This window comes from Sphingomonas sp., assembly GCF_032114135.1.
In the GTDB taxonomy this organism is placed as follows: Bacteria; Pseudomonadota; Alphaproteobacteria; order Sphingomonadales; family Sphingomonadaceae; genus Sphingomonas.
Genome location: NZ_DAMCTA010000001.1, coordinates 1,892,603 through 1,912,843, shown reverse-complemented (window position 1 = coordinate 1,912,843; position 20,241 = coordinate 1,892,603). Strand labels below are relative to the sequence as shown.

At 67.0% G+C, this 20,241-nt stretch carries 16 protein-coding genes; 11 read left to right on the top strand and 5 right to left on the bottom strand.

What is annotated here, in order from left to right; all coding sequences use genetic code 11:
* The first annotated feature begins 2 nt into the window (after positions 1-2).
* The 6 genes from RT655_RS09170 to RT655_RS09145 all read left to right on the top strand — a co-directional run bounded on the left by RT655_RS09170 (position 3) and on the right by RT655_RS09145 (position 6,038).
* Positions 3-1,079: a SufD family Fe-S cluster assembly protein gene (locus tag RT655_RS09170; protein WP_313536939.1), complete on the top strand. Its 1,077-nt coding sequence runs from the start codon at positions 3-5 to the stop codon at positions 1,077-1,079.
* A gap of 191 nt (positions 1,080-1,270) precedes the next feature.
* The gene (locus RT655_RS09165) at positions 1,271-2,428 is read left to right on the top strand and encodes a cysteine desulfurase (RefSeq protein ID WP_313536938.1); all 1,158 of its coding nucleotides are present in this window, start codon (positions 1,271-1,273) and stop codon (positions 2,426-2,428) included.
* Positions 2,425-2,895 (top strand): SUF system Fe-S cluster assembly protein, encoded by a 471-nt coding sequence (locus tag RT655_RS09160; protein ID WP_313536257.1) that lies wholly within the window; start codon positions 2,425-2,427, stop codon positions 2,893-2,895. Before RT655_RS09165 ends, RT655_RS09160 begins: the two co-directional genes overlap by 4 nt.
* Positions 2,896-3,031: 136 nt before the next feature.
* Positions 3,032-3,391, top strand: a complete 360-nt coding sequence (locus RT655_RS09155; RefSeq protein ID WP_313536255.1) for an iron-sulfur cluster assembly accessory protein — start codon at positions 3,032-3,034, stop codon at positions 3,389-3,391.
* 28 nt (positions 3,392-3,419) lie between these two features.
* Entirely contained in the window at positions 3,420-4,394 is a 975-nt protein-coding gene (locus RT655_RS09150; RefSeq protein ID WP_313536254.1) for a rhodanese-related sulfurtransferase, read from the top strand.
* A gap of 81 nt (positions 4,395-4,475) precedes the next feature.
* On the top strand, positions 4,476-6,038 hold the full coding sequence (locus tag RT655_RS09145; protein WP_313536253.1) for an amidase: 1,563 nt from the start codon (positions 4,476-4,478) through the stop codon (positions 6,036-6,038).
* Positions 6,039-6,169: 131 nt separating this feature from the next.
* Here RT655_RS09145 and gpmA read toward each other — a convergent pair whose 3' ends face one another.
* Positions 6,170-6,856, bottom strand: a complete 687-nt coding sequence (gene gpmA / locus RT655_RS09140; protein ID WP_313536252.1) for a 2,3-diphosphoglycerate-dependent phosphoglycerate mutase — start codon at positions 6,854-6,856, stop codon at positions 6,170-6,172.
* Between the two features lie 76 nt (positions 6,857-6,932).
* On the opposite strand from gpmA, the gene RT655_RS09135 reads away from it, so the two are divergent.
* The 3 genes from RT655_RS09135 (at position 6,933) to RT655_RS09125 (ending at position 11,399) form a co-directional block, all read left to right on the top strand.
* The gene (locus RT655_RS09135; RefSeq protein WP_313536251.1) at positions 6,933-7,658 is read left to right on the top strand and encodes a dienelactone hydrolase family protein; all 726 of its coding nucleotides are present in this window, start codon (positions 6,933-6,935) and stop codon (positions 7,656-7,658) included.
* Between the two features lies 1 nt (position 7,659).
* A complete protein-coding gene (locus RT655_RS09130) occupies positions 7,660-8,763 on the top strand; it encodes an FUSC family protein (protein WP_313536250.1) in 1,104 nt (367 codons plus the stop codon).
* A gap of 125 nt (positions 8,764-8,888) precedes the next feature.
* A complete protein-coding gene (locus RT655_RS09125) occupies positions 8,889-11,399 on the top strand; it encodes a TonB-dependent receptor domain-containing protein (protein WP_313536248.1) in 2,511 nt (836 codons plus the stop codon).
* A 175-nt stretch (positions 11,400-11,574) separates the two neighbouring features.
* Here RT655_RS09125 and RT655_RS09120 read toward each other — a convergent pair whose 3' ends face one another.
* From RT655_RS09120 to ligA, 4 genes are all read right to left on the bottom strand, one after another.
* On the bottom strand, positions 11,575-12,378 hold the full coding sequence (locus RT655_RS09120; RefSeq protein WP_313536247.1) for a LytR/AlgR family response regulator transcription factor: 804 nt from the start codon (positions 12,376-12,378) through the stop codon (positions 11,575-11,577).
* Entirely contained in the window at positions 12,375-13,514 is a 1,140-nt protein-coding gene (locus RT655_RS09115) for a sensor histidine kinase (RefSeq protein WP_313536246.1), read from the bottom strand. Before RT655_RS09115 ends, RT655_RS09120 begins: the two co-directional genes overlap by 4 nt.
* A gap of 105 nt (positions 13,515-13,619) precedes the next feature.
* Positions 13,620-16,205, bottom strand: coding sequence for a TonB-dependent receptor domain-containing protein (locus RT655_RS09110; protein WP_313536245.1), 2,586 nt, complete (start codon positions 16,203-16,205; stop codon positions 13,620-13,622).
* A 144-nt stretch (positions 16,206-16,349) separates the two neighbouring features.
* A complete protein-coding gene (ligA, locus tag RT655_RS09105) occupies positions 16,350-18,476 on the bottom strand; it encodes an NAD-dependent DNA ligase LigA (protein WP_313536244.1) in 2,127 nt (708 codons plus the stop codon).
* A gap of 64 nt (positions 18,477-18,540) precedes the next feature.
* Here ligA and RT655_RS09100 point away from each other — a divergent pair, with 64 nt between their 5' ends.
* On the top strand, positions 18,541-19,704 hold the full coding sequence (locus RT655_RS09100) for an MBL fold metallo-hydrolase (RefSeq protein WP_313536243.1): 1,164 nt from the start codon (positions 18,541-18,543) through the stop codon (positions 19,702-19,704).
* Positions 19,705-19,755: 51 nt separating this feature from the next.
* A complete protein-coding gene (locus RT655_RS09095) occupies positions 19,756-20,211 on the top strand; it encodes a hypothetical protein (RefSeq protein WP_313536242.1) in 456 nt (151 codons plus the stop codon).
* Positions 20,212-20,241: the final 30 nt, after the last annotated feature.

Below are 20,241 nucleotides of genomic sequence, written 5' to 3'. Positions count from 1 at the left end.
CAATGCTCGATCTCCCGACGAAGAAGGCGGAGGCATGGCGCTGGTCCGACATGGACACGCTGCGCGCCGCGGCCGAGAGCCCGCAGGCGCCGGCGGGCGTCGATGCGGCAAGCCTGTTCCTCGACATCGAGGGCCCGCGCCTGTGCTTCGTCGACGGCGTGTTCGAGCCTGCGCATAGCCGTCCGGGCCCGGTGGAAGTCACCCGCCAGATCGCCGCGACCGATCACCCGCTCGGCAGCCTTGCCGTGGGCGAGGGCTGGGCGCTGCATCTCGGCCCGGAGCATGCCGCGACCTGCATCCAGATCGTCCACATCGGCACCGGCGGCGAGAACCATGTACCCGCGCGCATCCTGCTCGCCGATGATGCCGTGGCGTCCGTAGTCGAGACCTTCGCCGGCACCGGCTGGGCGAACCGGCTGACCGCGATCGCGCTCGGCAAGGGCGCGCGGCTGATGCGCTCGGTGCGGCTGGTCCAGACCGGCGGCTTCGTTTCGATCCGTGACGAGGCGGAAATCGGCGAGGCGGCGAGCCTCGTCTCGATCTTCCTCGGCGCCGGCGGCATGGGCAGCCGGATCGACGGCGCGCTGACGCTCACCGGCAAGGGCGCGTTCGCCGAGATGGGCGGCGCGCTGCTCACCAGCGGAACGCAGCGGCAGGAAGCAGCGGTCGCGGTGCGCCACGAGCAGATCGAGGGCAGCTCGCGCCAGATCTGGCGCGCGGTCGCGGCAGACCAGTCGGTGGCGAGCCTCGCCGCGCGGGTGGAAGTGGCGCGCGGCGCGCAGCAGACCGACGGCGAACAGTCGTTGCGCGGGTTGCTGCTCCAGCGCACCGCGACGGTGAACCTCAAGCCCGAACTCGAAATCTTCGCCGACGACGTGAAGTGCGCGCATGGCGCCACGGTCGGCGAGCTCGATCGCAACGCGCTCTTCTATCTGCAGAGCCGGGGCATCGAGGAGTCGCAGGCCAAGGCGCTGCTGACCCACGCCTTCGTGGCGGATGCGCTGGCGCGGATCGGCGAGGAGCCGGTGCGTGAGGCGTTCGCGACGGATGCGGCGACGTGGCTGGAGGCGGCGCTGTGAGCGATACCGATCAGATCCTCCCCGGCACGGGGAGGGGGACCGCGTCGCGCAGCGACGTGGTGGAGGGGGACCTCCACGAGTCCATCGCCGGGTCGAGCCTCCCCTCCACCACCGGCTTCGCCGGCGGTCCCCCTCCCCGTGCCGGGGAGGATCAGGGTGCCCCGCTCGACGTTCTCGCGGACTTCCCCGCGATCCCCGCCGGCTGGGCCTATCTCGACACCGCCGCGACCTCGCAAAAGCCGCGCCCGGTGCTCGATGCGATCGCGCGCGGCTATGGCGAGACCTATGCCACCGTCCATCGCGGTGTGTACCAGCGTTCGGCCGACATGACGCTCGCCTTCGAGGCGGCGCGCGAACGCGTGGCCAAGTTCATCGGCGGCGAGGCGCAAGAAGTGGTGTTCGTCCGCGGCGCGACCGAGGGGATCAACCTCGTCGCGCAATGCTATGCCGCCACCCAGCTCAAGGCCGGCGATCGCATCCTGCTCTCGGCGCTCGAGCACCACTCGAACATCGTGCCGTGGCAGATGGCGGCCGAGAAGATCGGCGCGCAGATCGACGTGGTGCCGCTCACCGAAGATCATCGCATCGACCTCGATGCGATGGCGGCGATGCTGACCGATCGGCACAAGCTGGTCGCGCTCGCCCATGTCTCGAACGTGCTCGGCTCGGTGCTCGACGTCCGCCGCGCGACCGATCTGGCGCACAATGTCGGCGCCAAGATCCTGATCGACGGCTGCCAGGCGGTGGCCCGGCTGCCGGTGAACGTCGCCGAGCTCGGCTGCGACTTCTACGTCTTCTCCGGCCACAAGCTCTACGGCCCGACCGGCATCGGCGTGCTGTGGGGCCGTTACGAGCTGCTCGACGCGATGCCTCCCTATCAGGGCGGCGGCTCGATGATCGATCGCGTGACCTTCGCCAAGACCACCTATGCGCCGCCACCGGGCCGCTTCGAGGCGGGCACCCCGCACATCGTCGGCGTGACCGGGCTGCATGCGGCGATCGATTATGTCGACGGCATCGGGCTTGACCGCATCCACGCGCACGAAACCGCGCTGGTCACCGAGACGCGCGCCGCGCTCGCGGGCATCAACAGCGTGCGGCTGTACGGGCCGGCCGATAGCGCCGGCATCGTCAGCTTCGCGGTGGAGGGCGTGCACCCGCACGACGTCGCGACGATCCTCGACGAGGGCAATGTCGCGATCCGCGCCGGGCATCACTGCGCCCAGCCGCTGATGGAGTTGCTGGAGGTCCCCGCCACCGCGCGGGCGAGCTTCGGCGTGTATAACGGGCCGGCGGACGTCGCCGCGCTCGTGAAGGGTATCGAACGAGTGACGAGGATCTTCGGATGAACGAAGAACGCAGGATCGTGGTGGAAGAAGTCGACGCCGTCGAGGCACCGCCCAAGGCGCGCGTCGACGAGGCCGTCGCAGCGCCCGCCGCCGAGCGGCAGCGCGACTATCTTTCCGGCTTCCTGTCGCAGAAGCCCGTCGAGGCCGGCGCCGGCGAGCCGGGCGGGCCGCTGTACGAGGCGGTGATCGACGCGCTCAAGGAGATCTACGACCCGGAAATTCCGGTCAATCTCTACGACCTCGGGCTGATCTACGGGGTCGACATCACCGCGAACGGCCACGCCGCGATTACCATGACGCTGACGACGCCGCATTGCCCGGTGGCGGAATCAATGCCTGGCGAGGTCGAGCTCCGCGTGAGCGCGGTGCCGGGCATCGCGACGGCCGATGTCGCCCTCGTCTGGGATCCGCCCTGGGACCCGCAGAAGATGAGCGACGAGGCGAAGCTGGAACTGGGGATGTTGTAACCCAATCTAAGCCCCTCCCCTTCAGGGGAGGGGTTGGGGTGGGGGACTCTCCACGAGCGACGCACTTGTGGATCGGTCAGGCCCCACCCCCAACCCCTCCCCTGAAGGGGAGGGGCTCAAGAAGGTAGAAGAGACGATGACCACCGTGACCACTTCCCGCCAGCGCCCCGCCGCGCTGCTCCTCACCCCCGCCGCCGAGGCGCGCATCGCCGCGCTGATGGCGAAGGCGCCGGAAGGTACGGTCGGCGTCAAGCTCTCCACCCCGCGCAAGGGCTGCTCGGGCCTCGCCTATTCGGTCGACTATGTCGCCGAGGCCAAGCCGCTCGACGAGAAGATCGACACCGCCGGCGGGCTGTTCTTCATCGACGGCGCCTCGGTGCTCTACTTGATCGGCTCGACGATGGATTGGGTGGAGGACGATTTCACTGCGGGCTTCGTGTTCACGAACCCCAATGCGAAGGGCACCTGCGGCTGCGGCGAAAGCTTCATGGTCTAAACGACCCAGCTGCGGTACAGTCGCCAAAATGACTCAGGTTGCGGACGATGCCGCGCTGCCGATCCGCGTGGCGGCGCTCTACCAATTTGCCCGGTTCGACGATCCGGCGGCGCTGCAGGGCCCGCTGGCCAAGCTGTGTTGTGCGCAGGGCGTGAAGGGCACGATCCTGCTCGCGCGCGAGGGGATCAACGGCACGATTGCCGGCAGCGACGATGCCATTGCCGCGGTGGTCGACCATATCCGCGCGCTGCCGGGCTGCGCCGGGCTCGACGTGAAGTATGCCCGCGCCGCCGAGCAGCCCTTCTATCGGATGAAGGTGCGTCTCAAGCGCGAGATCGTGACGATGGGCCAGCCGGACATCGATCCGCTCGCCAGCGTCGGCACCTATGTCGCGCCGGAGGACTGGAACGACCTGATCGCCGACCCGAACACGATCGTGATCGATACGCGCAACGACTATGAGGTCGCCGCCGGTACCTTTCGCGGCGCCATTGACCCGCACACCAAGAGCTTCCGCGACTTCCCCGACTGGTTCCGCACGCATCGCGAGGAACTGTTGGGCCGCGGCGGGACGCCGCCCAAGGTTGCGATGTTCTGCACTGGCGGCATCCGCTGCGAGAAATCCACCGCGTTCCTCAAGTCCGAGGGCATTGACGAGGTGTTCCACCTCAAGGGTGGCATCCTCAACTATCTGGAGAAGGTTCCCGAGGCGAAGAGCCTGTGGGACGGCGAATGCTTCGTGTTCGACCAGCGGGTGACGGTGGGCCACGGTCTCGCGCCCGGCAGCTACGAACTCTGCCACGCCTGCCGCCGCCCGGTGAGCGTCCAGGATCGCCGCGAGCCGCGCTTCGAGGCGGGGGTGAGTTGTGCGGCGTGCTATGACGAGCGCAGCGATGCGGACCGCGAACGCTACCGCGAGCGGCAGCGGCAAGAGCGCTTCGCCGCCACACGCGGCGAGCCCCATGTTGGCAAGGTCTATCCGGCCGGGAAGGCCGAGGACTGACATTTGTCGGCCCCATGGCGTGGGATTGCGCCCCGTCGTCGGTAGCGTAGGCTAGCGCGAAGACGACACAGGGGAGGACCGATGCGGATTCGAAGTGCGGTGGTACTGGCGGCAGCGGTGGCGAGTCCGGCGATGGCGCAGGTGCAGATAGTCGAGGTGCCGGCGACCAGGATTGCCGCCGATCTCGCGTCCGGCAAGATTAGCAGTGCGACGGTCACCGCTGCCTATCTCGCGCGAATCGCCGCAATCGACCGGAAGGGGCCGACGCTGCGCGCGGTGATCGCGGTGAGCCCGGATGCGCTCGCCCAGGCCCGCGCCAGCGACGCGCGACGCAAGGCCGGCAGGCCGCTGGGGCCGCTCGATGGCGTGCCCGTGCTGATCAAGGACAATATCGAGACGAAGGAGTTGCCGACCACCGCGGGCAGCCTCGCGCTCAAGGACAATCGCACCGGCCGCGACGCGCCGGTGGTGGCGCAGTTGCGCGCGGGCGGGGCGGTGATCCTTGGCAAGACCAACCTCAGCGAATGGGCGAACATCCGCTCGGACCATTCGATGAGCGGATGGAGCGCAATCGGCGGGCTGGTGCGCAATCCCTATGCGCTCGATCGTACCTCGTGCGGCTCGTCAAGCGGATCGGGCGCGGCAGCGGCGGCGAGCCTCGCGGCAGTGGCGGTCGGCACCGAGACCGATGGTTCGGTGGTGTGTCCCTCGGTGATGAACGGGCTGGTCGGGCTCAAGCCGACGCTCGGGCTGGTAAGTCGCACCCGGGTCGTGCCGATCAGCCACAGTCAGGATACGCCGGGGCCGATGGGGCGGAGCGTGGCGGACGTGGCGCTGCTCTTCTCGGCGATGGTCGGCGAGGATCCCGCAGATCCGGCGACCAAGGGGGCCAACGGCTATCGCAAGGACTATGTGGCCGGTCTTACCGCGGATGCGCTGAAGGGCATGCGGATCGGCTATTGGCGGCCGGAGATGGCGGACGATCTTGGCGCCCGGTTCGACAAGGCGCTGGACGAACTGCGCGCGGCGGGGGCGACGCTGGTGGAGGTGAAGCTGCCCAAGCTCGACGGGCTGGGCGAGGCGGAAGGGCTGGTGCTCTATACCGAGCTCAAGGCCGATCTCGCGACGTATCTCGCAACCACGCCGACGGCGGTGAAGGTGCGCACGCTGGCGGACGTCATCGCCTTCAATCAGGCGCATACGGGCGAGGAGATGGCGCTCTTCGGCCAGGAGACGTTCCTGAAGGCCGAGGCGACCAAGGGCCTCGACGATCCCGAGTACAAGGCGGCGAGGACCAAGTCGCAACGGCTGGCGGGACAGGAGGGGATCGACGCGATGCTCAAGGCAGCGGGGGCGCAGGTTTTGGTGACGCCCACCTACGGCACCCCTTGGCTGAGCGACCCCGCGCATGGCGACCAGTTCGTCGGCCCCTCGGCGAGCGAGCTGCCGGCGGTGTCGGGCTATCCGCACCTCACGGTGCCGATGGGGCTGGTGAACGGGCTGCCGGCGGGGCTTTCGTTCATCGGCACGGCCTATGCGGACGGAATGCTGCTGCGCGCCGGCTATGCATACGAGCAGGCGAGCAAGGCGCGGGTGGCACCGCAGTACCGGGCGACGATCCCGGCGAACCTGGGGCCGCGGTGATTGCAATCTAAGCCCCTCCTCCTTGGAGGAGGGGTTTGGGGGTGGAGGGATTCCAGAACGCCTGTTGGTCTCGGTGAGACACGGCCCCAACCCAACCCCTCCCCTGAAGGGGAGGGGCTATTCCTCTATCATCACCGCTCGCTCAGATAATAGCGCTCGATTTCCTTCAGGTCCCCGTCCAGCTCGTACACGATCGGCTGGCCGGTCGGGATTTCGAGGCTGACGATCTCGTCATCGGGAATGCCCGACAGGTGCTTCACCAGCGCGCGCAGCGAATTGCCGTGTGCCGCGATCAGCACGCGCTTGCCGGCCTTGAGCTCAGGGGCGATGCGCTGCTCCCAATAAGGCAGCACGCGGGCGATCGTGTCCTTCAGGCTCTCGGTCTGCGGGATCGCGATGCCGGCATAACGCGAGTCCTGGGTCAGGTCCCAGGGCGAACCCGCTTCGGGGAGCGGCGGCGGCACGTCGAAGCTGCGGCGCCAGATCTTCACTTGTTCGTCGCCGTGCTTCGCGGCGGTCTCCGCCTTGTCGAGGCCCGTCAGGCCGCCATAGTGGCGCTCGTTGAGCCGCCAGTCCTTCTCTTCCGGCAGCCACAAGCGGTCCATAGCCTCCAGTGCCAGGTGCAGCGTCTTGATCGCGCGGCTCTGGAAGCTGGTGAAGCACTGGTCGAAGTCCAGCCCCTTGTCCTTCATCAGCGTGCCCGCGGCGGTAGCCTCGCGCACGCCCTGCTCGGTCAGATCCACGTCCCACCAGCCGGTGAAGCGGTTTTCCAGGTTCCAGGCCGACTGGCCGTGGCGGATCAGGACGAGGGTGGGCATGGGCGATCTCCTTGTAACTGCGCGTCGCCGTCCTTAGCGGAAGGGGCGACAGGGACAAGCGCAGGAGACGACACGCATGGCATTGGTTCGACAGACGCTGGTCTATGAGGGCCCGGGCGGCCCGTTCGAGGGCGTGGCGGCATGGGACGATGCGGTTTCGGGCAAGCGGCCGGCGGTGCTGGTGCTGCCCAACATCCTCGGCCAGAAGGAAGAGGATAATGTGAAGGCCGATGCGCTGGCGGCGCTCGGCTATGTCGCGCTGGTCGCGGACGTCTACGGCCAGGGCAAGCGCACCACGCTGAGCGATCCGGACATGGGCCGCTACATGGCGGAGATGAACGCGGATCGCGCGCTGCTGCGCGCCCGGCTGGAAGCATCGCTCGCGGCGCTGGCGGGACTCGAACAGGCCGACAGCACCCGCATGGCGGCGATCGGCTTCTGCTTCGGCGGCAAGTGCGTGCTGGACATGGCCCGCGCCGGGCTGCCGATCCTCGGCGGCGTCTCGTTCCACGGCGTCTATGACCGGCCGGGGTATCCCAATGCCTCGCCGATCACCGCCAAGCTGCTGGTCTGCCATGGTTGGGAAGACCCGATCGCCCCGCCCGAGGCGACCGTCGCGCTGGCGCAGGAGCTGACCGAAGCGGGCGCCGACTGGCAGCTCCACGCCTATGGCCATGCCGGCCATGCCTTCACTGATGTCAGCCGCAAGGGTGGCGACAACCCAAAGGTCGCGTTCGAGCCCAAGGCCGATCGTCGCAGCTGGCAGGCTATGACCACTTTCCTCGCCGAGCTGTTCGGATGAGATGAATCGTATCGCAGCCACCTGGAACGCCCTGATTGCGCGGATCAGCCCACGCACCGTCGACATCGGCGAGTGCGTGGTTTCCGTGCTGCTGGCGATCCTGGTGGCGCACGCGATCGGCGGCGACAACGTCGCCTGGGCGGCGTTCGCCGGCTACATGGTCATGCGCGGCCATGCCAGCGAGACGGTGCTGCGCGGCCTGTTGCGGATCGTCGGCACCGTCGCAGGCGGGCTGCTCGCGCTGGGTCTGGCGCCGCTCGTCGCGACCAGCTGGGTGGGCGCAGCGCTTGCGATGATGGTGGTGGGCACGCTCAGCCTCTACCGCGCGCTCACCGCGCGGCGGGCCTATGCCTGGCTGTTCTTCGGCCTAACCTTCGCGATGGTGCTGCTCGACAAGATCGAGACACCGGGGACGGCGCTCGACCAGTTCGTCCTCACCCGCATTCTGGAGACGGTGGCGGGGACGGTCGCCTGCGCGACGGTGAGCATCGTCTCGACCCTCACGCTGCGGCGGCGCTGGCCGGCGCCGCCCACCCCGCCGCCGGTGGTCGCGCTGTGGCACCCCGCTGCGTTCCGCCATGCTGCGCAGGCCGGCGTGGCGCTGGCGCTGCTGATCGGCGTGGCACGCGCGCTGGCGCTGCCGGCCCTCGCCCAGAGCGCGGTGGGCGTGATGGCGGTGATGCTGGTGCCGGTCCATGGGCTCGGCGCTGGCGGGCTGGTGCCGGTGAGCGTGCGGCTGGCGCAGCGCTTCGTCGGCTGCTTGGCCGGGGCGGCGCTGTCCGCGGTCTGCCTGTTCCTCGCCCAGGGCCATGCGCCGGTGCTGGTCGCGGGCACTGCGCTCGGCGTGGCGATCGGGCGGGGCATCGAGAACGGACCGCATAGCTATCGCTATGTCGGTACCCAGTTCACGCTCGCCGTGCTCGTGATGCTGGTGCCGGACAGCTATGCCGATGGCGACGTGCTGCCGGGTATCGAGCGGCTGATCGCGGTGCTGATCGGCATGGCCGTGCTGGAGCCGGTGCTGCTCGCCGGCCACTGGCTCGGCCCCCGCCGTCTCCCGGTCACGCCCAGCCGGCAGGGACTGGACGAGCCCGGCGGCGTGTGAGTCTCGCGACCGCAGCAAAAAGGCAACGTCACGCCAGTTTTATCGAAACGCCGCCGAACTGAAACATCGCGACCCTAGCCGCCCCCCAGCTTGCAACCGCAACATCAGACCTGGGGGGTCGCACCATGAAGTTCCACCACGCACTCCGCGCGACGGTTTCCGTCGCCGCCTTCCTTACCGCCGCCGCCGCGCTGCCCGCGCAGGCGCAGGAGACCAGCAGCGTCGCCGCCGACGACCAGGGCGGCAGCGATACCGACACGGCCAGCACCATCGTCGTCACCGCCAAGACGACCCGCTCGGCGACCGCGATCTCGTCGGAAGAGATCCAGAAGATCCTGCCCGGCGTCTCGCCGCTCAAGGCGATCCAGACGTTGCCCGGCGTGCTCTACATCACCGCCGATCCCTGGGGGAATAACGAGCAGAACGCCCAGATCTTCATCCACGGCTTCAACTTCCAGCAGCTCGGCTACACGATGGACGGGATCCCGCTGGGGGATCAGAGCTACGGCAATTACAACGGCCTGTCGCCGCAGCGCGCGGTGATCTCTGAGAATGTCGGCCGCGTGGTGGTGACCACCGGTGCCGGCGATCTCGGCACCGCGTCGACCAGCAACCTCGGCGGCACCGTCGAGACCTTCTCGGCCGATCCGGCCAAGACGCTGGGCGGCACCTTCAACCAGACGGTGGGCAGCTACGGCACCTCGCGCACCTATCTGCGGCTCGACAGCGGCGCCTTCGGCCCGGGCGGCGAGAACAGCGCCTATGTGTCCGGCGTCCGCCAGCGCGCCCGCGCCTGGGACTTCAACGGCATCCAGGGCGGCTGGCAGGCCAATGCCAAGTTCGTCCACGACAATGCCGCCGGCAAGCTGACGGTGTTCTTCGACTATTCGGACAAGAAGGAGCCGAACGAGGACGCGACCAGCTTCTTCCGGCCCTCGCCGGGCGGCACCGCGACCGCGGCGCAGCTGTACACGCCGCGCACCCGGCCGTTCTTCTATTCCGACCTCGCCGGCATGCGCGCTTATATGGACGCGTTCGGCAACACGCCGGCGGGCCAGGGCGGCAACTATCGCAACTATTATTCGGATGCCCAGCGGACGGATTACCTGACCTATGCGCGCTACGACGCCAAGCTGGGCGACCGGATCACGTGGTCCAACACAGGCTATTACCACCACAATGACGGCGTGGGCGTGGTGGCGGGGCCGCTCGGCCAGTCGATCACGGTGATCCAGGCCTATCTAGACCCGAACTATGCAACCGGGCCGAAGTACAAGGCCAACGCCAATGCTTCGTCCGCGCTGGTCGCGGCGACGGGCGGCTCGGGGCTGGTCACGCGCACGACCGAGTACCGCATCGATCGGGAGGGCGGCATCTCGAACCTCGACCTCGATCTCGGCGCGCACCAGGTGCAGCTCGGCGCCTGGTTCGAACATAACAGCGCGACCCAGTGGCGCCGCTGGTACGGGCTGGACGTCAACAATCCCGATTCCAGCAGCCCCTATATCCGCCCGTCCAACCCGCTGTTCACCCAGTATCAGGGCGAGGCGCGGGTGAACGTGCTGCAACTTCATGCGCAGGATGCCTGGAAGGTGACCGAGCAGCTGCGCGTCGAGGCGGGCGTCAAGACCAGCGCGCAATGGGCCAATGGCTATTTCCCGGTGCAGCCCAAGGTGGGCTCGCTCTCGGGTCTGACCGGCAACCTGCCCAGCGGCCGGATCAATACCAAGAACTGGTTCCTGCCCTCGGTGGGCGCGACCTATGATCTCAACGGTCACGAGCAGCTCTACTTCAACGTCCAGAAGAACCTGCACCAGTATATGGCCTATCTGGGGGGCGGTTCGCTCTCACCCTGGTTCACCGGCAGCCAGTCGGCGTTCGACGCCTTCGCCAAGCAGGGCAAGCCCGAGACCAGCTGGACCTATGAAGGCGGCGTGCGCACGCACCGTAGCTTCGACGGGATCCTCAGCGGGCTTGACGCGCAGGTGAACTATTATCACGTCACCTTCAGCAATCGGCTGCTGGCGATCAGCACCAATCCGGGCGGCATTGCCGGCGGCGCGATCACCGGCGGCACCTCGATCCTGGTGAACGTTGGCAGCGTGCACACCGACGGCGTCGACGCGGCATTCACGCTGCACTTCGGCCGCACGCTGTCGCTGTACAACGCCACCTCGTACAACAGCTCGACTTACCAGAGCGATTACAGCTCCACCGCGGCCGGCATCGGCGCGGCGGTGCCGGGCTGCATCGGCGGCGGCGTGGTGACCGGCGGCGTGGTGCCGACCTGCGGCAAGCAGGTGCCGGGCAGCCCGAAGTGGATGAACAAGTCGGTAGCGACGCTGTCGCTCGGCGCGTTCGAGGCGCAGGTGACCGGCGACTATGTCGGCCGCCGCTATGCGACCTATGCCAACGACACCAGCGTGAAGTCCTACTTCCTCACCTCCCTGCGCCTCGCCGCCAAGCTGCCGGCAGAGATGGTGCGGCTGAAGAAGGCGGAACTGAGCCTCAACGTCACCAACCTGGCGGACGTGGGCGGCTGGTCGACCATCTCGGTGGGTTCGGCGACCAACAGCTATTCGCTGTATCCGATCGCCCCGCGCCAGTGGTTCCTAACCTTCTCAGCCGGGTTCTGAGATGATTGGAGGGTGGGGGCGCGGGTCACCCTCACCCTCCCCACCGCCTGCGGCGGCGGGTCCCCTCCCTCTCCCTTGGAAGGGAGAGGGTATTGGGTGCTCCCTCTCCCTTCCAAGGGAGAGGGAGGGAGCCGCGAAGTGGCGGAAGGGTGAGGGTGATCCGAACGATTGCAGGTCAGTGGACGAAGCGCGCCACCACGTCGCGGTACGAGCGCGAGACCTTCACCTGCGCGCCCGAATTGAGCACCAGGAAGCATTCGCCATTGGTGTGCGGCTTCACTTGGCGAACCAGGTCGAGATTGACGATCGTCGAGCGGTGCACGCGCTGGAAGCGACGCGGATCGAGCCGCTTTTCCAGATCCTTCATCGTCTCGCGCAGAATCAGCGTATTGTCGCCGGTATAGATGCACATATAGTCGCCGGCCGCGTCGATCCGCTCGATCGTGTCGACGTCGACACGGAAGATCTGGCCACGATCCTTGATGTTGATCAGCTTCTCGAACCGGCTCGATGCCGGCTCGCCGCCGTCGGTAGCAGCGATGTCGTCGACCGCGTCCGGTGCCACTTCGGCGAGCACTTCCTTTAGCTTCTCCACTTCCTCCACGCCGCGCTTCTCGGTGAGGCGCTGGCGAACGCGGTCAAGCGTGTCGGCGAGCCGCGACGGCTCCACCGGCTTCATCAGATAGTCCACCGCCTGCGCCTCGAAGGCGCGGATGGCATGGTCGGAATAGGCCGTGACGAAGACGAACAGCGGCGGCTCGACTTCCATCAGGCCCTGGATCACCGAGAACCCGTCGAATCCCGGCATCTGGATGTCGAGGAAAACGAGATCGGGCTTGTGTGTTTTGATCGATCGGATGGCTTCGCGGCCATTGGAGCATTTGTCGATGATTTCGACATCCTCATGCTCCTGCAGTCGGAGCTCGAGCCCCTGAATCGCCAGGGATTCGTCGTCAACGAGGATGGTACGGATGGTCATGCGGCCTCTCGGTTCGGTTCCTCAAGCTGGAACGGTATTTCGATCTCAACGCTGAAACCTTCCCCAGGTTTCGTTCGCGTCTCGAAACGATGGTCAGGCCCGAAAGCCTGAACCAGCCGTTCCCTGATATTGGCGAGCCCCACGCCGGTGGAGAGCGTCGGCCGTGGACGCGCTTCGATCAATCCCGGACCCGTATCGGACACGGCGATCTGCACCCTGTCTCCGGTGAGCCGAGCCGAAACGATGATGTCGGCGCCGTCCTCCTGCGTGCTGACCGCATATTTGATCGCGTTTTCGACCAGGGGCTGGAGCAGCAGCGAGGGCAGCCGGCCCTTGGCGACGCGCGGATCGAGGTCGAAATGCATCCGCAGCCGCTCGTCGAAGCGCATCTTCTCGATCTCGAGATAGAGCTTCAGCGTCTCGATCTCCTGCGCCAGCGTGACATGCGCGGTTGGCTCGTTCGCCAGGGTGTAACGGAGGAAAGAAGAAAGGCGCGACAGCATGATGTTCGCCCGTTCGGTTTGCTTGAGCAGCACCAGCGTCGAGATTGAGTTGAGCGTGTTGAACAGGAAATGCGGGTTGAGCTGGTAGCGCAGCATCGCCAGCTGCGCGCTGGAGGCTTGGTTCTCCAGGATCTGCATCTGGTCGATCTGCTGCTCGACGATCAGGTAGAAATTGATCCCGAAATAGAGGGCCGACCAGCCCGCCAGCACCGTGAAGGTGAGGAAGCTGTAGCCGATCACGCGCGCGAAGGTGATTCCCGCCTCCGCCGCGGTGAACGAATAGGTGAAGGCCTCCAGCACCGCATAGATCAGCGTCGCTGCACCGAGCGTGGCGAGGGTGAGCAGCACCGCGGGGATGCGCGGCAGGCGGCGGTAGAAGCCGTAGAGCGCGGAGAGCAGCAGCGTCAGGCAATAGCCGACGATCGCCTCGATGATCGCCTTGATCAGCCCTTCGACCGAAAATCCGTTCGAGATCGAAGATACTGAGCGCAGCAGCAGATAGCCGCTCCAGCCGGTCGCCTGGAGAATCCAGAAGGCCCGGCCCTTGTCTTCGAAGAAGGGACGCGAAAACAGATCGGGCTTGGAAAGGCCCAAGGTCCGGGTGTTGGTCTGCGGAAGCGAAGTCTTTGCCACGCTGCGCCTGTACCATCGGGATGGCGAGGGGGCAAAGGGCCAACAAAAGCAAACCGCCGCCCCGGTTGCTCGGGACGGCGGCTGCTTGATCAAACGGTTGCTGGATCAGAACTCGAAGTGGATCGAGCCCGTGAACGCCCGCGGCGAACCGAGGTTGATACGCGGAGAGTTGCTGAACGCGGTGTTGGTGCTGAGGCTGCCGAAATAGCGCTCCTTCAGCAAGTTCGTTGCGTTGAACTGGAAGAAGGTACGCTCCATGCCGAGCGGCGCCAGATTGACGCGGATGTCGGCGTTGACCAGCGTGTAGCCCGCGACCGCGAAGTCGTTCACGTCGGTCGCCCAACGCTTGCCGGTGTACTTGGCCGAGATGCCGAACTGCACGGGATCAATGTCGACCTGGGCGCGGCCGCCATAGGTCCACTTCGGCGTTTCGACAACTTCCTTGCCCTTGAGCGCAGTGACCGCACCGGTCTGGGGGTTGACCAGATCGTTCTGCAGCTTGGTCTTCACATAGGACGCGAAGCCGTACAGCGACAGCTGGCGAACCGGGCGCACGGTGACGAGACCGTCAAAGCCGTAGCTGCGCACCGCGCCGACGTTGCGGTCGACGCTGAAGAACGAGCCGGGGGTGTTGGCATCTTCGATCAGCGAGCTGACGATGCGGTTCTTGTAGTAGATATACCAGCCGTCCGCCTGCGCGCTGAAGATGCCGGCATTGTAGCGGAAGCCGCCGTCGAACGAGTCGGTCTTTTCCGGCTGGACGTCGATCGTCGGACGGATCACCGCGCCGTTGGTCACGCCGTTACCGACGCGTGCCGAGCCATAGGAATAGAGGTTGTCGGTCTTCGGGGCCGAGAAGCCCTTCGCATAGCTGCCGAACACGCTGAGATTGTCGACCACGCGGAAGGTGAAGCCGACGTTCGGCAGCACCGCGTTATAGGTCTCCAGGCGATTGCGGTACGGAATGCCGTAGGTGGCACGGGTGGCGTTGGCGCCCACCTGTGCCGGCGTTTCCGAGGTGCAATAGGCGTCGCTCGACTGGCCGGGGATCGTGTAGCAGAAGTTGCTGAGATTCCGGCGGAAGAACGGTGCGCGCACGCCCAGGGTCACGTTCAGGCGGTTGTCGATGAACTTGCCGCGATATTCGCCCGAGACCTGATGCAGCACCGCGTAGGACAGGCGATTGCGCTTGTTGAGCACATTGCCCTGCGGATCACGAACCGCGAACGGGTTGTCACCGTCGAAGCCGAACACGTCCTGCGGACGGCCCTGCGCGTCGAGGCGGCTGGCCTCGCCGGTCTGGCGGTGGCGCGCGCGATCCCAAGTATAGGTCAGGCGGACCAGGTTGTCGGGGTCGATCTGGTAGCGCATGCCGGCGATCGCGACGAAGCGCTGGGTACGGGTGTTCGACGGATAGTAGACGCGCACGCGGTCCAGCGTGTCGCCATCGCCGTTGATGTCGACGCCGCCGGCAAGACGGCCGCCCTGGTAGGTGTTGTCACCCGAAACCGAGGTGCCGCTTTCCGAGAACACGGTCGAGCCGCCGCCATTGGCGCGCGTGAAGCTGTAGCCCGCGTCCAAGGTGAACAGCAGCGCTTCGCTGAGCGTGACGCGCGAGTTGAAGCGCATCACGCCCGTGTCCGACGGGTTGATCGCCGTGGTCGAGGTGTTGGCGCAGGTCGCGGCGTCGTTCTGGGCAGTGCCCTTCACGGCTGCGTTCGAGGATGCAGGCGAGCAGAGCTGGTCGTACGGACCGGTGACCGACGAATCACGGTTGTTGAACACCGCGTCATACTGCGCATTCGACAGATCCAGCGTGAAGGGATTTGCCGAGGACGGCGCACCGGCGCCGGCAACAGGCGGGACGACCGAGTTGCCGAGCAGCGTGCGGATGTTCGCGATCGTCGGGTTGCTGTACGAGCTGTTGCGGTTGCGGTTATAGTGGCCCGACACCGCGATAAAGTCGCCGTTGGAGCCGATCGGCTGGTAGATCTTGCCGTTATACTGCTGCTTGTCGAGCGTACCGAAACCGCGGAACTGGTCGTAGGTTTCGTTGCTGGCGGCGATCCAGGCCTTGGTGCCGAACTTGGTGAACTCACCGGTGTTCAGCATGCCGAACACGCGATTGAAGTTGAACGTGCCGTGCGTGTAGACGGCCATCGCGCCCAGCTTGTCGCTCGGCATCACCGACCGATAGTTGACGGTGCCGCCCGAGGCGCTGGCGGTCGGCGAGTCGACGTCGGTCGCGCCGAACGTCACGTTCACCTGCTCGATGACTTCGGGATCGAGCTGCTGGTTCGAATAGATCGCGTAGTTGCCCGAATCGTTCAGCGGGATGCCGTCGAAGGTCAGCGAGACGCGGTCGCCGCTGAAGCCGCGAATGCGGAGGTTGCCGCCCGAGGTGCCGTACGGATCGTTGTTGGTGAAGTTGACACCCGGGACGAGGTTCACCGTCTCGAGGATAGACTGGCCAGGCTGCTGGCGCTCGATGAATTCCTGCGTGAGCACCGCACGCGACTTGGGCTGGTCGGGAATCTGGACGCCGCCGATTTGGCGCGGCCCGGTGCTGCCGGTAACGACGATTTCGTTGCCTTCGGATTCAGCGTCGATCGTGCCCGTGGACTGCGCATGGGCTGCAACCGGAAGAAGCAGCGCGGCAGCGGCCACGCCTGCAAGATAGTGCGTTCGCATGAAGAGTTCCCTTTTTAGCCTGTGGCTACCAGTCGTGGCGCTTCGCGCGCCATCTGTCTGGCTGCCCCCTGCGGGGCTTTGATTGCGAAATTGTGACAGTCAATCCTCGCGTAACGTTCCACTATGGTGCGTTGCAAAAAGGCATCACTCGGAAGCCTTTACGATGCCCAGCCAATCGCTCTCGCTGATCACCCGGATTCCCAGGTCCGCGGCCTTTTTCAGTTTTGATCCCGCGCCGGGTCCAGCGATTACCAAGTCTGTCTTCGCCGACACCGAACCGGCCACCCGCGCGCCCAGCCGTTCCGCCTGCGCTTTCGCCTCGTCCCGGCTCACGGCTTCGAGCGTCCCGGTGAAGACCAGCGTCTTGCCGGTGACTTCCGAGTCGCGCGATTCCACGACGAAAGCCGGCGGCGCTACTTCGCGGAGCAGATCCTGCCAAACCGTGCGGTTGTGCGGCTCGTGGAAAAAATCTGCCAGCGCGTGGCCGACTGCGGCACCGACATTTTCCACGCCGATCCGCTCGGCGATTGCCTTGTCGAGCCGGGCGCGGTGTTTCGTTTCGATCTCGCCAAGCTGGGGCGGGGTGGCGTCGCGCAGGGCGATCAGCTCGTCGGCGAGCGCTTCCAGCGCGGGCAGGGTGACATAGCGCTTGAGCAGGTCGCGCGCGGTGATCGCGCCGATATGGCGGATGCCGAGGCCGAACAGCAGGCGCGCGGCGTCGGGTGCGCGCTTCGCCTCGATCGCCGCGAGCAGGCCGTCGACCGACTTTTCCTGCCAGCCTTCGCGGCCGAGCAGCGCATCGCGGTGCTGGGCCAGGCGGAAGATGTCGGCGGGCTCGGCGATCCATCCCAAGTCGAGCAGCTCGATCAGCGTCTTCTCGCCGAGCCCGTCGATGTCGAGCGCACCGCGGCTGACGAAATGCTTGAGCCGCTCCAGCCGCTGCGCCGGGCAGATCAGCCCGCCCGTGCAGCGGACGTCGACTTCGCCTTCCTCGGCAACGGCCTCGGACTGGCAGATCGGGCAATGGGTGGGGAAGTGCCAGTCCGCCCGAGACTTTTTGCGCGTGAGATTCTCGACGATCTGCGGGATTACGTCGCCGGCGCGCTGGAGTACGACGCGGTCGCCCGGGCGCACGCCCAGCCGCGCGATCTCGTCGGCATTGTGCAGCGTCGCGTTGCTGACGACGACGCCGCCCACCGTCACCGGCTCCAGTCGCGCGACCGGCGTGAGCTTGCCGGTGCGGCCGACCTGGATGTCGATCGCCTGCAGCGTGGTCTGGGCGCGCTCGGCCGGGAATTTGTGCGCGAGGCCCCAGCGCGGCGCGCGGCCGACATAGCCGAGCCGGTCCTGCCAATCGATCCGGTCGACCTTGTAGACCACGCCGTCGATGTCGAATGGCAGGTCAGCACGGTGGGTCTCGATCGCGCGATACTGGGCGAGGGCATCGTCCAGCGTGGGCGCGCGGATGAAGAGGTCGGAAACCGGGAAGCCCCACGCGCGGACCCGGTCGATCGCCTCATACTGTTTGTCGGCGAGCGGTTCGCTCAGCTCGCCCCAGCCCCAGGCGAGGAAGCGCAGCGGCCGCGTCGCGGTGACGGCGGCGTCCTTCTGGCGCAGCGAGCCGGCGGCGGCGTTGCGTGGATTGGCGAACTGGCGGGCTTCCTTGCCGGTCTCCTCGGCTTCGAGGAGCAGCCGGGCATTGAGCGCCGTGAAGTCGGCCTTGGCCATATAGACCTCGCCGCGAACCTCGCAGATCGGGGGCGCGCCGTCGATGCGGTGGGGGATGTCGGCGATGGTGCGGACATTGGGGGTCACGTCCTCGCCGATCCGGCCGTCGCCGCGGGTCAGCGCCTGGACCAACTCGCCGTTTACATAGCGCAGCGAGCAGGAGAGCCCGTCGATCTTGGGTTCGGCCGTGAGTTCCACGGCGGCATCGTCCGGCAGCTTCAGGAAGCGACGCACACGGCCGAGGAAATCGGCGACGTCCTGGTCGGCGAAGCCGTTGTCGAGGCTGAACATCTGCCGTGCATGTGCCACCTTGGCGAGCGGGCCCGAGGGCGTGGCGCCGATCTGCCGCGAGGGCGAGTCGGCGCGGACCAGTTCCGGGAAGGCGGCTTCGATCTCACCGTTGCGGCGGACCAGCGCGTCGAAATCCGCATCGCTGATCTCGGGCGCATCCGCATCGTGATAGCGGCGATTATGGTGCGCGATCTCGGCGGCGAGCTTTTCAAGCTCGGCGGCGGCTTCCTCTTGCGTGCGGGGCAGCGTCATGGTGCCCGCGCTAAGGGATCGGAGCGGTTGATCGCAAGAGCCTTTGCGGCCATCACCCGCGCCCATGCGTATTGCAACCATGGTGAAGGCATTACTTGGACTCCTGCTCTGGATCGTCGTGGCCTTGTGCCTCTTCCTGACCGTGGTGCCGCCGTTCCTGGACCGTATCTATTATCGGGGCGCGGAGACGGCGCATTTCGACGGTGCGCATTTCGCCAACCCTGATGGTGAGACCGCGCCGGTGCCGGCGCTGGCCTTCGTCTTTCTCGCGCATCGGCTCGCCAATGCGACCCGGCAGCCGCCCTGGCCCGTCAGCGTGCCGGTAACACCGGTTCGCCCGCCTGCGCGGGTCGAGGGGCAGGCGATGAAGGTTACCTGGATCGGCCATGCCAGCGTGCTTATCCAGACCCAGGGGCTCAACATTCTCACCGACCCGGTTTGGAGGGACGTGGCGGGGCCGTTCGGCATCGGGCCGAAGCGCGTTGCCGTGCCCGGCGTGCGGCTGACGGATCTGCCCAGGATCGACCTGATCGTGGTCAGCCACAACCACTACGACCATCTCGATCTCGCGACGCTCAAGACGATCTGGCAGCGTGACCGCCCGGTCATCGTCACCGGGCTCGGCAACGACAGTGTGATCGGGCAGGGCGGCGTGCCCGCGCGCGGCCTCGACTGGGGTCAGCGGCTGGCGCTCAGGCCGGGCATCGACGTGGTCGTCACGCGCAACCATCACTGGAGCAGCCGCTGGTTCGCCGATCGCAATCGCGCGCTCTGGTCCAGTTTCGTGGTGACGCTGCCGGGCGGCAATCTGTTCTTTGCCGGCGACACCGGCTGGGGCGACGGCAAATGGCCCGCCGAGGCGGCGGCGCTGGGGCCGGTGCGGTTTGCGGCGATTCCGGTCGGCGCCTTCCGCTTCAAGCCGGGCCAGATGGCGGCGGATGCGCATATCGGACCGCGCGACGCGATCCGGGTGTGGGACGGGCTGGGCCGGCCCTGGGCGTTGCCGATCCATTGGGGCACCTTCCGGCTCTCGTGGGAAGCCTATCGCACCCCGCCGGACCTGCTCGCGGCGATGCTGCGGTGTGGCGGGACCAGCGCGGATCGCTTCGTCGATCATGGCATCGGCCGGAGCTTCGACGTGCCGGCGATCGGCACGCCGCCGCCGGCGCCGAACGACCAGGGCATTGCGACATGCCGTGCCGAGGGGCGCTTCGACCGCTTCCGCTGAGGTTGAGACGCTTCGCAACCGTTCCTAAGAAGGCGCGAGGGGCGGGGACGGATGCAGCACGATAGCGGCGCGGGGCGCCATTTCGAAACGAGTGGCAGGCAGATCGCGGCGGCGCTTGTGACCGGAAGCGGGCTTGGCGGGCTGCTGATCCTGATGCTTCTGATCTCGGCAGGGCAGCGCGCGCCGCTGGCGCTAGCGGGTGGCTGGGCGGTGGGTACGCTGTTCGCCGGCATGGCGCTCGCGGCAGTCGGCGGGCCGATCTGGCTGCTGCTGCACGCGATCGGGCTGCGGCGGGGGCGCTATGCCGCCGCGGTGGCGGGGCTGCTGGGCTTGGGCCTGTTCGCCGGCGGGCAGGGCGGTGGCGGCATGTTCAGCCTGGCGCCGATCGACACGCGCAGCTGGCTGTTGGGGCTGGCATTCAAGCTCGCCCAGGCCGCAGCGATAACGCTGTTCGCGGGCGGCATCGGCCTCGCGATGTGGCGCATCGCCTATCGCCCGACGCCCTGATCGCAAGCCCGCTTTTCAGACGGTGCTCCG

Coding starts and splice junctions, on each gene's coding strand:
- RT655_RS09130 (WP_313536250.1), top strand. CDS start 7,660: ATGAATCGTATCGCAGCCACCTGGAACGCCCTGATTGCGCGGATCAGC.
- RT655_RS09110 (WP_313536245.1), bottom strand. CDS start 16,205: ATGCGAACGCACTATCTTGCAGGCGTGGCCGCTGCCGCGCTGCTTCTT.
- RT655_RS09095 (WP_313536242.1), top strand. CDS start 19,756: ATGCAGCACGATAGCGGCGCGGGGCGCCATTTCGAAACGAGTGGCAGG.
- gpmA (WP_313536252.1), bottom strand. CDS start 6,856: ATGCCCACCCTCGTCCTGATCCGCCACGGCCAGTCGGCCTGGAACCTG.
- RT655_RS09155 (WP_313536255.1), top strand. CDS start 3,032: ATGACCACCGTGACCACTTCCCGCCAGCGCCCCGCCGCGCTGCTCCTC.
- RT655_RS09170 (WP_313536939.1), top strand. CDS start 3: ATGCTCGATCTCCCGACGAAGAAGGCGGAGGCATGGCGCTGGTCCGAC.
- RT655_RS09145 (WP_313536253.1), top strand. CDS start 4,476: ATGCGGATTCGAAGTGCGGTGGTACTGGCGGCAGCGGTGGCGAGTCCG.
- RT655_RS09150 (WP_313536254.1), top strand. CDS start 3,420: ATGACTCAGGTTGCGGACGATGCCGCGCTGCCGATCCGCGTGGCGGCG.
- RT655_RS09125 (WP_313536248.1), top strand. CDS start 8,889: ATGAAGTTCCACCACGCACTCCGCGCGACGGTTTCCGTCGCCGCCTTC.
- RT655_RS09160 (WP_313536257.1), top strand. CDS start 2,425: ATGAACGAAGAACGCAGGATCGTGGTGGAAGAAGTCGACGCCGTCGAG.
- RT655_RS09100 (WP_313536243.1), top strand. CDS start 18,541: ATGCGTATTGCAACCATGGTGAAGGCATTACTTGGACTCCTGCTCTGG.
- ligA (WP_313536244.1), bottom strand. CDS start 18,476: ATGACGCTGCCCCGCACGCAAGAGGAAGCCGCCGCCGAGCTTGAAAAG.
- RT655_RS09120 (WP_313536247.1), bottom strand. CDS start 12,378: ATGACCATCCGTACCATCCTCGTTGACGACGAATCCCTGGCGATTCAG.
- RT655_RS09135 (WP_313536251.1), top strand. CDS start 6,933: ATGGCATTGGTTCGACAGACGCTGGTCTATGAGGGCCCGGGCGGCCCG.